Source organism: Melghirimyces algeriensis, assembly GCF_900182565.1.
GTDB lineage: Bacteria > Bacillota > Bacilli > Thermoactinomycetales > DSM-45169 > Melghirimyces > Melghirimyces algeriensis.
The window spans coordinates 116,810-129,552 of sequence record NZ_FXTI01000008.1 but is presented as its reverse complement, the minus strand read 5'-3'; the positions used below and the strand labels follow the sequence as shown (position 1 = coordinate 129,552).

Below are 12,743 nucleotides of genomic sequence, written 5' to 3'. Positions count from 1 at the left end.
TTGCACTCCTACTTTAGCTTGGTTTTGCAACTTCGGAGAGCCGGATGGTTGAAGATTTTACACGACAGACCGATTTCCTGTAATAACCCTATATCTTCAGTTTTCAACGAGCTAAAGTAATTCTACCCAAAATTGTCAGACTTGCGAGAGGGTAAAAAGCACCCCTCCCTCGTCTGACGCTGGCTATCATGTGTTATAAAAGGAAAGGGGATCGACATGGTCTCGCCGGGGAAACAGTCATTTATGAAAGGAGCCGCCATCTTGGGGGTGGCCGCTTTTATCACAAAATTGTTGGGAGCGGTATATAAAATCCCCTACCAGAACATCACCGGTAATACAGGAATGTTCGTTTACCAACAGGTGTATCCTTTGTACAGCACCCTGCTTACCATTGCTACTGCCGGCTTTCCCATTGCGGTTTCCAAACTGGTTTCAGAACAGTTAGCCCAAGGAAATGAGCTGGGGGCTCGGAGAGTGTTTCGGATTGCGGCGGGAATTCTGTCCGCTGCAGGAATTCTTTTGTTTGTCATTCTGTATGGATGTGCTCCTGTATTGGCATCCTGGATGGGAAGTCGGCAACTGCTGACCTTGCCGATCCGTTCCGTTTCCTTCGCTCTGTTGGTGGTCCCTGTGATGTCGGCGATTCGCGGTTATTTTCAGGGTTATCAAAATATGACTCCTACAGCCGTTTCACAGGTGATGGAGCAGGGAATTCGTGTCATTACCATTTTGGTATTGGCATGGTGGTTTATGACGACGGGTGCTGGGGTAATTTATGCAGGTGCCGGTGCAGTGTTCGGAGCTTTTACCGGTGCGGTGGCAGGTCTTTTTGTTTTGCTCTTTTATTGGAGACGCATTCGTAAACAAGAATTATCTGTACAAAAGGCGGGTGTGCCTCTTCAATCCGCAGAACCAAAACCCCTTGGGATATTGGTTCGGCAATTAGTGGTTTTGTCGATTCCCATCTCTCTTGGAGCGTTGGTCTTACCGCTTTTTTCTCTTGCCGACTCCTTTACGGTGGCGAATCTCCTGGAAGTGGGAGGTTACACGCAGGAAGCAGCTGTGGAAGGAAAAGGCGTGTATGATCGGGGTCAGCCCCTGATCCAATTTGCTTCGTTTTTTGCCACAGCCTTATCTCTGTCGATTGTGCCGGCTATTGCAGAGGCCCAGGTACGCAGAGATGAACGGACAACGGCGGAACGTTCCGTGTTGGCGTTGCGTTTGACGTTGTTGATGGGCTTTCCGGCTTCCGTTGGTCTATTCCTGATTGCGCAACCTACGAATGTGATGCTGTATCGGGATGCGGCTGGGTCGGATGCCTTGGCGATTTTGGCGATGACGACGCTCTTTTCCACATTGGCATTAACCTCTTCCGGGATTCTCCAGGGGTTGGGACAGGTGGTGCTCCCGGCATTCAACCTATTGGTAGGTGTTGCCGTCAAATTGGTTGGGAACGGGTTGTTGGTGCCTCCGTTAGGCATCCAAGGAGCGGCCATCGCTACTGTTGTCGGATATGGAGCGGCAGCGGCCCTCAACTTAATGGCTCTTCGCCGGCGGATGGGTTCTCTTTTTCGTCTCGGTTCCGCCAAACTTCCTCTTGCCGGTGCTGTATTCCTGATGGGAGGGGCGGTCTGGTTGACCGTACAGGGAGTCCTCTGGCTGGTGCAGGATTGGGGACTCCGTTTGTCCATGAGTGTTGCTTCCATCAGTGGAGTTCTGATGGGAGGCATTGTATACAGCAGTGCACTTCTTCTTATGAAAGTGATCCAGCGTCAGGAGCTGGAGCGGGTTCCGAAAGTGGGAACCCGTTTGATTCCAATTCTGGAGAGACTCCGTTTATTAAAATGAGAGAGAATAAGAGGGGGATATCTGTTGGAGCATCCTTTTCCGACCGACCAGCGGAACCCATGGAGGTCCCAACCGTTTAGCGGATATTTTGTCCGCTGGTTGGGGCCGTAGGGGGTGAAGCGGACCCATTCCACTTCCTTGCTGGAGGAAAGAGATGCGGAAACGGAAATCTCCCCTTCACCACTATAACGATATGACGAAACCGACCTTGCCGGGTGGCAACCGCCCAACTGGTGGAATTTTCAAAAAGGAGTGTGTCCGGTGATGGGGAAAAAAATCACAGTAGTCGGATTGGGGTACGGTGACGAGAACAGCCTTTCCCTCGGAGTATACCGGCTGTTAAGAGAGTCAGACGATCTGTGGTTTCGGACCGAGGAACATCCCGTTGTTTCCTGGATCGCGGAAGAAGGAATCCGTTATCGTTCTTTTGATGGTATCTATGAAAGGCACTCTCAATTTTCCGCTGTATATCGGGAAATTGCAGATCAGTTGCTCAACCGGGTAAAGGAAGGACATCATCCGGTATATGCGGTTCCCGGTCATCCCATGGTGGCGGAGAAAACAGTGGAAATCCTGCTTCAAGAGGGAGCCAGCCAGGGAGTGACGGTGGATATCCAAGGGGGCTCCAGCTTTTTGGATCCGGTGTTTGCCTGCTTGAGTGTAGACCCGGTCGATGGATTTTTGCTTCTTGATGGAACAGATCTGAAAGAGGATCAGCTCAATCCACAGGTTCATCAGTTGATTACCCAGGTGTATGACCGAATGGTGGCATCTGAGGTGAAATTATCCCTGATGGAGTGGTATCCGGACGATTATCCGGTTACGATCGTTACGGCAGCAGGGGTGGCCGGACAGGAACAGGTGATTCAGATTCCGCTTTTTGAGTTGGATCGAAAGGATGCGTTTGGAAATCTGAGTACCGTTTATGTTCCTCCCAGTAACCATCCGGAAGTACTCCACCGTCAGTTTGGAACACTGAAAGGGATTATTTCCAGGCTCCGGGCACCAGGTGGATGTCCCTGGGATCGGAAACAAACCCATGAAAGCCTGCGTCCTTATCTGCTGGAGGAAGCGTATGAGTTTCTGGAAGCGGTTGCCCAAGAGGACAGAGAAGGTATGATGGATGAATTGGGAGATGTGTTGCTACAGGTTCTGCTTCATGCGCAAATCGCTTCTGAAACAGGGGATTTTACCATTCGGGATGTGGTGCGAAATCTGGCGGATAAGATGGTTCGGCGTCATCCGCACGTATTTGCTGACGATTCAGCTGAAGATGCCAGTGAAGTCAAGGAAAAATGGGAACAAATCAAACAACGGGAACGAGCCAGTGAGGAAGGAAAGAACCGTTCCATGTTGGAGGGGATTCCGGATTCCTTCCCCGCGCTTCTGCGCGCAATGAAGCTGCAAAAAAAAGCGGCGAGAGCTGGTTTTGGCTGGCGGAATCCAGAAGAGATCCACCATCAGTTGAAGGAGGAGCTGAATGAATTGTTTGCCGCCGCTTCTTCAGAAGAAAAAGAAGAGGAAGTGGGAGATCTCTTTTTTACCGCTGTTGCTCTCTCCCGTTACTATAATGTAGACCCGGAACAGGCGCTTTTGGGAACCTGCCGCAAATTTTTTCGGAGATTTCAGGCGATGGAAAAAGAAGCTCTAAAGTTGGGCCAACCGCTGGAAACATTTGAGCGGGAACAGTTGGAGCGTTGGTGGAACCACGTCAAACGGGGAGAGCCATCAGAAAAGTAGCGGGGAAATCATGGAATAGCAGAAGGATTTTATGAATTCGCCCAGAAAGTATATCCAACAACGGTTTTGTGAAGGAGGGTTTATATGAATAAACAGGATCTAATCAACAATATTGCCCAAAAAAGTGATCTGTCCAAGAAAGATGTGGAGAAAGTGATCAATGGATTTCTGGATGAAGTGACCAATGCCCTCAGTTCAGGGGATAAGGTTCAACTGATCGGTTTTGGCACCTTTGAAACCCGCAAGCGTTCCAGTCGCAGTGGTCGCAATCCACAGACAGGTGCAGTCATTGAAATTCCGGAATCTACGGTTCCCGCATTTAAAGCGGGAAGCAAGTTGAAAGAGGCGGTTAAGTAAACGATGCGTCTGGATAAATTCTTAAAAGCTTCCCGGCTTGTCAAACGTCGCACACTGGCCAAAGAAGTGTGTGATCAGGGTCGGGTTCAGATTAACGGTCGCCCCTCAAAGGCCGGAACAGCAGTAGCTGTGGGGGATACGATTTCCATTCGTTTTGGAAACCGGACCCTATGTGTCCGGGTGGAGTCCCTCAAGGAAACCACCCGGAAGTCAGAAGCGGGCGAGTTGTACACGGTGCTGGAACAAACAAAAGCGGATGAAACCAATGATACCGGGTCTTAACTCAGGATTTGCAACAGGGTCTTTCCGGACAGTTCTAAACCTTGTCCCCTGTCATAACATGTACCAAAGGGGGGGGACGTACAATGACGGAGGAATTGGTTCTGTCCGGAACGGCTAAGCATGAGGTGGTGATGGTGGATCGAAACACCTTGGATATTACCGGGGTGATTGGAGTGGAAAGTTTTGATAGCGAGGAATTCCTGTTGCAGACTGAATGCGGTTACCTGGGAGTCCGGGGAACAAACCTGCACATCCAAACCTTAGACCTGGAACAGGGAAGAGTAGCCATTCAGGGTGAATTTGATGAGATGAGTTACCTGGATGACGGATCATCCCACACTGAGAAAGCCAAAGGTCTTTTTGGCAGGTTGTTCCGGTGACATTTTATACCCAGTGGATCACGATGGGTTTGATGCTGAGTTCCGGTTGCTTGATGGGAATGATCCTGGATCTATACCGGATACTCTCCCGTCGGTTTCGGTTTAAGGGTTGGGTGGTTTCCCTGGTGGATCTCCTTTACTGGACGGTTGCAGCGGGCCTTGTATTTTCGCTTTTAATGTGGAGTAACTGGGGAGAACTCCGTTTTTATATTTTTGTGGCGATTTTGGCGGGATGGGCGATTTATCACCGATGGCTTAGCGCAAAGGTCAGCCGTGGCATCGAATGGGGAATGGGCATGGTTGAACGGACGCTTCAATTGTTTCTAAGGGTCCTTCAGATGATGATCTGGATGCCAATCCTGGCAATCTGGAATCTGCTGATGAACATTCTGTCCCGAATCCTTTCTTTGTTGCGTTTGATTCTGCGTCTGCCCCTGTGGATGCTGGCTCCCGCAGGGCGGTGGTTGAAACGCGTGGGAGGTCGCCTGTTTCGACCGGTGGTCAACATCCTGCGTCGGATCCGGAATTGGTTTCCGTAAGGAATTGTCCCGTTTGAAAATCGTCATACAAACCAGAGAAAAAGGATGATGGGAATGGTGAATCGAGGTTCAATGAAGAAGATTGTCTCCTTTCGTCCGTCCCAACCGTCCCAATCGGGTCAAGAACGATCTTCCCGCAGCCTCCTTCCTTTCGGCGTGCGTTGCCGGCGATGGATTTGGTTGGTTGTCATGGTGCTTCTTTTGATTTGGAGCGGAAACCAACTGTTTGTCCAAGCGAAGGCCATTCACACCAAGGAAGAGGCTCTTCTGGAGAAAAAGAAGCAGCTGGTACAATTGCAAAAAGAGCGGAAAAAGCTGAAACAAGATCTCAATCGCCTAAGGGACGAACAGGTGCTGTTTGAACTGGCCAGAAATATGGGCTACAAAAAGCCGGGTGAAGAGATGCTACAGCTAAAAGAATTGGAATAATGTACAAGCCGTTCGCCTTGTAAAGGCGGACGGCTTGTTTGATTAACCGATGATAATTTGCTCTCGTGGGAAGTGATAGGAATCCGGTGGGGATTGTTTGCGCAGGAGGAAGAGTAATGACAAAATCCCGACCCTTCCAATAAACATCATAAGCATAATGGTGAACTTTCCGGCAGATGTCAGATCCGGTGTGATGCCCATGGACAGCCCGGTGGTTCCAAAGGCAGAGGAAGCTTCAAAAATGGTTTCCATCAGTCTATTCTGGGGCTGTTCCAATGAGAGCAGAATGACGGCAAACGATACCAACATCACGGCTGTGGCAAAGACCACGGAAGCTTTGCGCACATCTTCTTCCAGCAATTCCCGGCGGAAGACACGAATATGCCGATATCCCCGCCCATAGCTGTAGATGGCAAGGGCCACCACGGCGAGTGTGGTGGTGCGGAGTCCTCCCCCCACACTGGATGGACTGGCACCAATCACCATCATGAACGATAAAAAGAGCTGGGTTGGAGTGGTATAATCATTGATATCCATGGTGGCTAACCCAGCGCTTCGGGTCGTGATGGAATTGAACAGGGAATAGAAAAATCCCTGATGCCAACTTTTGTCGGCATAGAAATGCTGGCTTTCCAGGATGCCCAGAATGACGGCCCCTCCTACCAATAATACAAAATAGGTGGTCACCGTAATTTTGGTAAACAGCGAAAAACGGAAGTTTCTGCGATTGCTGCTGAAGTACCAGTCTTTCAATTCAGTCAGTACCGGAAATCCAATTCCTCCCGCCACAATCAATACCATATTGACCATCTGGACGTAATAATCCTTTGAAAAGTCCATCAGGGAATTTCCAAAAATATCAAAACCGGCATTGGTAAAGGCGGAAAGCGAACTAAACAGGCCATAGGCAAAGGCATTCAACCCATATGGGTAGGCAATATAAAAATAAACCCCCAACATCAGGGCACCGACCGCTTCAATCAGCAAGGAAAGGAGCAGGATATCCCGCATCAGCCGAACCAGTCCCGCCAGATTGGAACGGTTCTGGTCTAACATAATCATTTTCCGTCGTTGGATTCCAATGCGTTGTCCCGTCGCCATCCAGAGGAACGTCCCCAGGGTCATAAACCCGATTCCCCCAAACTGGATCATTACCATCAGAAAAACAATTCCGATCGGGCTAAATGTGTCAGCGGTGTTGACCACCGTCAGCCCGGTTACACTGATGGCACTGACTGCGGTAAAGAGGGCGTCCAAATAGGTGATATGGACACCCGGTTGATGGGAGATCGGAAGATAAAGGAGGATACTGGAGATGATCGCTGCCACAAAATAAATCAGGACCAGCAATTGAACGGGTGTCAGTTTTTTCAGTTTCATAACATGAGCTTCCTTTTTTTCAAATAGTCATTGTCCATTTTATTACAAAAAAAGCCGATTTCAAGATACAAAAAAAGAGAGAAAAAAACGTTTTGGTATTGGATTCAGCTTGAATGCAAACGACGGAATGCATGGTTGGTAGATCGGAAATACTATGCACCAAATAATCTTATTCATTATGTTCTCCAGTATCTGTCGCAAAAAAAAATAAAAATACCTTGACAGATTCACAGTTACCTGTGTATAATAATCCTTGTGACTGACGCGGGGTGGAGCAGTCGGCAGCTCGTCGGGCTCATAACCCGAAGGTCGCAGGTTCAAATCCTGCCCCCGCAACCAAATCAATAGTTAGGGTGAGGGATTTGGAAATTCGCACCCAAAATCTGGATTTCCCTCAAAATGACGCGGGGTGGAGCAGTCGGCAGCTCGTCGGGCTCATAACCCGAAGGTCGCAGGTTCAAGTCCTGCCCCCGCAACCAATCAATAGTTAGGGTGAGGGATTGGGTTCCTTGAGGAACTTGTTTACTGACCGGATTCCTCCCCTTGTGATGTGGCGGCGTAGCTCAACTGGTTAGAGCGTACGGTTCATACCCGTGAGGTTGGGGGTTCGAGACCCTCCGCCGCTACCAGACGAAGGCGAGGTAAAGTCCCTTGAATCGGAACGTTCAGGGGATTAAATTCGCCTTTTTTTCTTTTTACCGGAGATTGAACGTGGCCCCTCCACGGTACTTACCGACGGCACACCGGGGAATCCTATGAAAGTTCCGGGACTTCGGGAGCGCGATTCAGGTGTAGGAGTGGTATTGTGGACGTTACGATAAAAAAGATTAAGTTTACCACCATTAATAAGTCGTATACGGAGAAAGTTCGGGACTGGCATGGACGGCATTGTTTTGCAACACAGTATCCCAACCCTGATGGAAAGCGGATTTTTCTCACCTATTACTTTGTGAAAAAGGGTTACACGATCTCCAAAGTGTTTCATCACTCCGGGGAATTCCTCTACTACTATTGTGATGTCATGGAAATGCGCCAAGTGGGTCGCCTTCGTTATGTGATGGTGGATCTCCTTTTGGACCTGATTGTCTATCCAGATGGAAGTTACCACTTGCTGGATGTGGATGAGTTTGCCACAGCGATTGACAAGGGACAACTGAAGCGACGGCAACAGGTCTATGCCCTCCGGACATTGCACAAAATGATCCGTATGCAGACCAACCGCTCTTTTATCCCGAAGTTCCTCCACGATGCCGGGATGTTTCCCTTGGATTCCCCGCGGAAAAAATAAATCATATGCATTGAAAAACCATCGGACAAAAATACCGGTGGTTTTTTTGTCCGATCCCGGCGTCAGGCAATGACTGATTTTTAACAGTTTTGTCGAGAGAATCCGGAAAACGGGGGAAATCGACAGAAAAAGCCAGGATGAAGGCACGATGTTTCGACAGTGAAAGGAGAACGTATGATCCCCGATTCATCGCCTTAATTTCTTTTTTTCATACTAACTGTTTTCGCTTTTTTTGCAAACGAAAAAATGTCGGAAAAATTTTTGTTGGATTCAGCAATTATGACAAACTTTCTTGGCCAAGCCCTCTATAATGAACTCTGAGATGTCTGAGATGCCGGGACGAGCCCACAGCCCGGAAACCTACAGAGAGGTGATTTTCGATGCGATCCACTTGGTTGACAGATATAGGGACCTATTTTCCCCGTTTATTTCAAAGATGGACGGAAGGGCAAAGGGATTGGCGTCATTGGAAAAACCGGCTTTTGACAACATGGAATCTGCCGGTGATGGTGATGGGATTTTTGCTTGGACGGGCTATGATCCTGGATGTCATCTCCCCGTTTGCGGTTGCTTATATGGGGGTGGTATTTCATCTTTGCAAAAGGCAGTGGCCCTTGGCCATGATCGCGTTGATTTTGGGTGCTTCCACACTGACCATCACGCATGCTGCATGGATTTCCGGCCTACTGGTATGGTTGCTGGTGGTTCAAAAGCTTTTTCATTTGGGAGGCAAAGGTCATCTCAATTTTTCTCCGTTTATCGTCCTCATTGCCGCCTCCGGGGCCCACCTGTTTCGCCTTTATCTGGAAGGCTGGACCACCTATTCTGCGATGATGGCTGGAGTGGATGTGTTATTAAGCTTTATTCTGACCTTTATTTTCGTTCAGTCTGTCCCGCTGTTTACCGTGCGGCGCCAAAGATATACACTGCGCCATGAGGAGATTCTCTGCCTGGTCATCCTTGCTGGTTCGGTGGTGACCGGGACGTTCGGATGGTCCATCGGAGAAATGTCACTGGTACATGTGGTCTCCCGCTATTTGATTCTGATTTTGGCCCTTGTTGGAGGGGGGATGTTAGGCGCTTCGGTAGGGGTTGTAACCGGAATGGTCCTGAGCATGGCTGAGCCCCAGGCGATGATCCAGACCAGTCTGTTGGCGTTTGCGGGATTGTTGGCAGGATTGTTTAAAGAAGCCCGAAAATGGGGAGTGGCGATTGGGTTTGTGCTGGGCAGTTCCATTCTGTCCCTGTACGGTCAAGGGGCGACGGAAATATGGATTTCTCTTCAGGAGTCTGTGATGGCGATCCTGTTATTTTTGCTTACTCCGGGTGGGTTATTCAAGGTGATTTCCCGGTTTATTCCCGGTACAGCGGAGAATGAGTCAGCGCACCAGGAGTATATTCGCCGGTTGCGGGATGTGACGGCAGCCAAGGTGGAACAATTCACCGAGCTGTTTACGGAAATGGCAAACAGTTTTCGTGAGGATGCTACTCGAAATCAACAGCGGGATGAACATTACATGAATCGATTCATTGATGGAGTGATGGAACAGTCTTGCCGATCCTGTCACCTGTATCGGCAATGCTGGGAAAAAAACGTTGTTTCCACCTATAACGGGATGACGGATTTGATGGCGCTGGTAGAGATGAATGAGGGGGACAAGCCGCTTTCTGTTCCGCGGTCTTGGTCACAACATTGTGTGAAATCAGAAAAAGTGTTTCAAATGATCCGGGAAGGATACAAATCGTATGAGCAGGATATGATCTGGAGAGAGCGATTGAAAAAGACGCGTCACTTGGTTTCCGAGCAATTGGATGGAGTTTCCCAGGTGATGGAGGAACTTGCGAAAGAGATCAAGAATGAAACACAGGTGATGGCTGCCCAGGAAGAACAGATCCATCTGGCATTGGAGGATTTGGGTCTGTCCATTCAGCAGGTGGAAGTGATTAATTTGGAGGAGGGGAAAGTGGAGATTGAAGTATCAATGCCACACAGTGACGCGTTGGATGAATGCCGCAAACTGGTCGCTCCCCTGTTGACGGAAATCCTAGGAGAACCGATCACTGTCCAACGAAAAGTGGTGCAAGGACGTTTGGATGGTGCAATGGTGACACTCGGTTCCGCCCAACGCTTTGAAGTGAAAACGGGATCAGCGGGTGCGGCGAAAGGTGGACACTGGTTGTCCGGGGACAGTTACTGCTATATGAACGTGGGAACGGGGAAATATGCTGTGGCAATCAGTGATGGAATGGGAAACGGAGCCAGAGCCCAGCAGGAATCCAGCGCTGCATTGCATTTGCTGAAACGACTGCTTCAATCCGGAATTCATGAGGAAAAAGCGGTGGAAACGGTTAACTCCATCCTCAGTCTGCGCTCGACAGATGAGATGTTTGCCACCATTGACTTGGCCATTATCGACTTGAATTCCGCTCAATCCCGGTTTATGAAAATCGGCTCAACACCGGGGTTTGTCAAGCGTGGAGATGAAGTGATGATGATTTCTGCCGGCAATCCCCCTCTCGGAATTTTACGGGATATTGATATTGAGTCGGTCGATTTCCAGCTTCAACCGGGGGATCTGGTTGTGATGGTAACGGATGGAATATTTGATGCCCCCCGCCATGCCAACAACAAGGAAGCGTGTATGAAACGGATGATCGGAGAGATTGCTACCAAAGATCCTCAGGGATTTGCCGATTGTTTGTTGGAACGGGTGATTCGGCATCACGATGGGGAAATTAACGATGATATGACGGTGGTGGTTGCCAGGGTAGAAGAATATGTCCCGGAATGGTCCACCATTCGGTTTCCTGGAATTTCCCGGCTGGAACGAAATCATGTGGCGGGTTTGTGACGGTTGTGGTTTATGGCGTGATTCAAATTGATTCCAGTGTGGAAAATCGCTACAATGACTCTAAGATTTACTGCAATCAATGGCTGAGACACGTTTTTGCCAGAGACGGAGTGAATCACCGGGGGAGAGCCTTCCCCGGATTTTCTGCTTGAGGGATACTGTGGACAGGAGGGCTATGATGCTGGAACGTGTGAAACAAACCATTGAGAAACATCAGTTGCTTTCGGGGGGAGAGAAAGTAACGGTGGCTGTTTCCGGCGGTCCTGACTCAATTGCCCTCCTTCATGCGTTAACATCACTTTCCACAACCTATCGCTTGGATTTATCCGCGGTTCATGTCAACCACCAGTTGCGGGGAGAAGAAAGTGATGCGGATGCGGAGTATGTTCAAACATGCTGTCAAGATTGGAAGATCCCCTGCCATGTGGTATCCATGGATGTAAAAGCCATGCATTCAGAAGACAAAGGAAACCTTCAGGCGTTGGCTCGAACCCTTCGCTATCAGGCGTTTCACCGTGTTGCCTCCCAGTTTGGAGCCAATCATCTGGCTCTTGCGCATCATGCAGATGACCAAGTGGAAACGGTATTGATGCGGCTGATTCGGGGGACAGGTCCCTCCGGATTGGCAGGAATTCCAATCTGCCGGGAATGGAAGGGCCTTCGGCTGATCCGCCCCCTTTGGGAAATCTGGCGTACTGAGGTGGAAGATTATTGCAAAATGCAAGGTTTGACCCCTCGACAAGACCGGAGCAATCGTGACCGGCGATACACCCGCAACCGTATTCGGTTGGATTTGATTCCACAACTGAAAGCGTATAATCCCCGTGTTCAACATAGACTGTTTCAACTGTCCCAAATCGTCCAAGATGAAGAACATTTTTGGATGAAAATGGTGGAAAAGGAATTGGAAGCAACCCTTATCCACCGCAATGAGCGGGAGATGGTATTGGATGTTTCCTCTCTGTTGAAACGGGACATCGCTTTACAAAGAAGAATGATTAAACTAATATTAAATTATCTTGTTTGCGATGAGGATCATGAAGAGATTACCTTAAATAGTGTGGAAAGAATCCTGAACCTGGCGACACAAGCGGACCCTTCGGCTCAGGTCCCGCTGTTCGGAGGATACCGGGCGGAGCGGGAGTACTGGAAACTTCGGATTGTGAAGCTCTCTGATACAATGGAGTCAACGGAAAACACACACTGCGCTCCGGTGATTCTCCCCATTCCCGGAAACGTTTCTTTCCCAGTTGGGTGGATTCGGGTCTGGGTGGATGATCGGATGTCTCTGGATCCCGCTGACCACCGGGCGGTCTTTGATTGTGACCGGCTGGATTTGCCCCTTGTGGCACGCTCCAGAAAACCGGGTGAACGAATCACTCCCCTGGGTCTTGGAGGGAGCAAAAAGGTAAAGGATGTACTGATTGATGCCAAAATCCCCCGGCGTTTGCGTGCAGGAATTCCTCTGGTGTTATCCGGGGAGCAAGTGATCTGGATTCCAGGGGTATGTCGGTCAGACATTGCCGGGGTGACGGATCAGACGCGTCGGTTTTTGTATCTGGAATGGAAGTGGGACAAAGAGATGCAAGAGCGTGGGAGAGTGACAGGGGAGCCTTCGCCAAAGAATACATAATCTGTTTTTTCAGGA

General features: G+C 49.4%; 12 protein-coding genes and 3 tRNA genes. 14 read left to right on the top strand and 1 reads right to left on the bottom strand.

Annotated features, from left to right (window positions below):
- Positions 1–216 precede the first annotated feature (216 nt).
- The 7 genes from FN782_RS12325 (at position 217) to FN782_RS12295 (ending at position 5,575) form a co-directional block, all read left to right on the top strand.
- Positions 217–1,848, top strand: a complete 1,632-nt coding sequence (locus FN782_RS12325) for a putative polysaccharide biosynthesis protein (RefSeq protein WP_142506106.1) — start codon at positions 217–219, stop codon at positions 1,846–1,848.
- Positions 1,849–2,112: 264 nt separating this feature from the next.
- A complete protein-coding gene (gene yabN / locus FN782_RS12320; RefSeq protein WP_142506142.1) occupies positions 2,113–3,588 on the top strand; it encodes a bifunctional methyltransferase/pyrophosphohydrolase YabN in 1,476 nt (491 codons plus the stop codon).
- An 84-nt stretch (positions 3,589–3,672) separates the two neighbouring features.
- Complete coding sequence (locus FN782_RS12315; RefSeq protein ID WP_142506105.1) at positions 3,673–3,945, top strand: HU family DNA-binding protein; 273 nt, start codon at positions 3,673–3,675, stop codon at positions 3,943–3,945.
- Positions 3,946–3,948: 3 nt separating this feature from the next.
- Positions 3,949–4,227 (top strand): RNA-binding S4 domain-containing protein, encoded by a 279-nt coding sequence (locus FN782_RS12310; RefSeq protein WP_142506104.1) that lies wholly within the window; start codon positions 3,949–3,951, stop codon positions 4,225–4,227.
- Between the two features lie 83 nt (positions 4,228–4,310).
- Entirely contained in the window at positions 4,311–4,607 is a 297-nt protein-coding gene (yabP, locus tag FN782_RS12305; protein ID WP_142506103.1) for a sporulation protein YabP, read from the top strand.
- Positions 4,604–5,146 (top strand): spore cortex biosynthesis protein YabQ, encoded by a 543-nt coding sequence (gene yabQ / locus FN782_RS12300; protein ID WP_142506102.1) that lies wholly within the window; start codon positions 4,604–4,606, stop codon positions 5,144–5,146. Before yabP ends, yabQ begins: the two co-directional genes overlap by 4 nt.
- A 57-nt stretch (positions 5,147–5,203) precedes the next feature.
- Positions 5,204–5,575: an FtsB family cell division protein gene (locus FN782_RS12295; RefSeq protein ID WP_185956270.1), complete on the top strand. Its 372-nt coding sequence runs from the start codon at positions 5,204–5,206 to the stop codon at positions 5,573–5,575.
- A 42-nt stretch (positions 5,576–5,617) separates the two neighbouring features.
- On the opposite strand, the gene FN782_RS12290 is transcribed toward FN782_RS12295, so the two are convergent.
- Complete coding sequence (locus FN782_RS12290) at positions 5,618–6,955, bottom strand: TrkH family potassium uptake protein (protein ID WP_142506100.1); 1,338 nt, start codon at positions 6,953–6,955, stop codon at positions 5,618–5,620.
- Positions 6,956–7,218: 263 nt separating this feature from the next.
- Here FN782_RS12290 and FN782_RS12285 point away from each other — a divergent pair.
- From FN782_RS12285 to tilS, 7 genes are all read left to right on the top strand, one after another.
- Positions 7,219–7,294 (top strand) — tRNA-Met (locus FN782_RS12285).
- Positions 7,295–7,358: 64 nt separating this feature from the next.
- A tRNA-Met gene (locus FN782_RS12280) sits at positions 7,359–7,434 on the top strand.
- Between the two features lie 73 nt (positions 7,435–7,507).
- A tRNA-Met gene (locus FN782_RS12275) sits at positions 7,508–7,584 on the top strand.
- 176 nt (positions 7,585–7,760) lie between these two features.
- Positions 7,761–8,243: a ribonuclease FAU-1 family protein gene (locus tag FN782_RS12270; RefSeq protein ID WP_185956269.1), complete on the top strand. Its 483-nt coding sequence runs from the start codon at positions 7,761–7,763 to the stop codon at positions 8,241–8,243.
- A 380-nt stretch (positions 8,244–8,623) separates the two neighbouring features.
- Complete coding sequence (gene spoIIE, locus FN782_RS12265) at positions 8,624–11,095, top strand: stage II sporulation protein E (protein WP_142506098.1); 2,472 nt, start codon at positions 8,624–8,626, stop codon at positions 11,093–11,095.
- The gene (locus tag FN782_RS16905; RefSeq protein ID WP_185956268.1) at positions 11,092–11,247 is read left to right on the top strand and encodes a hypothetical protein; all 156 of its coding nucleotides are present in this window, start codon (positions 11,092–11,094) and stop codon (positions 11,245–11,247) included. Before spoIIE ends, FN782_RS16905 begins: the two co-directional genes overlap by 4 nt.
- 26 nt (positions 11,248–11,273) lie before the next feature.
- The gene (gene tilS / locus FN782_RS12260) at positions 11,274–12,728 is read left to right on the top strand and encodes a tRNA lysidine(34) synthetase TilS (protein ID WP_185956267.1); all 1,455 of its coding nucleotides are present in this window, start codon (positions 11,274–11,276) and stop codon (positions 12,726–12,728) included.
- Positions 12,729–12,743 lie beyond the last annotated feature (15 nt).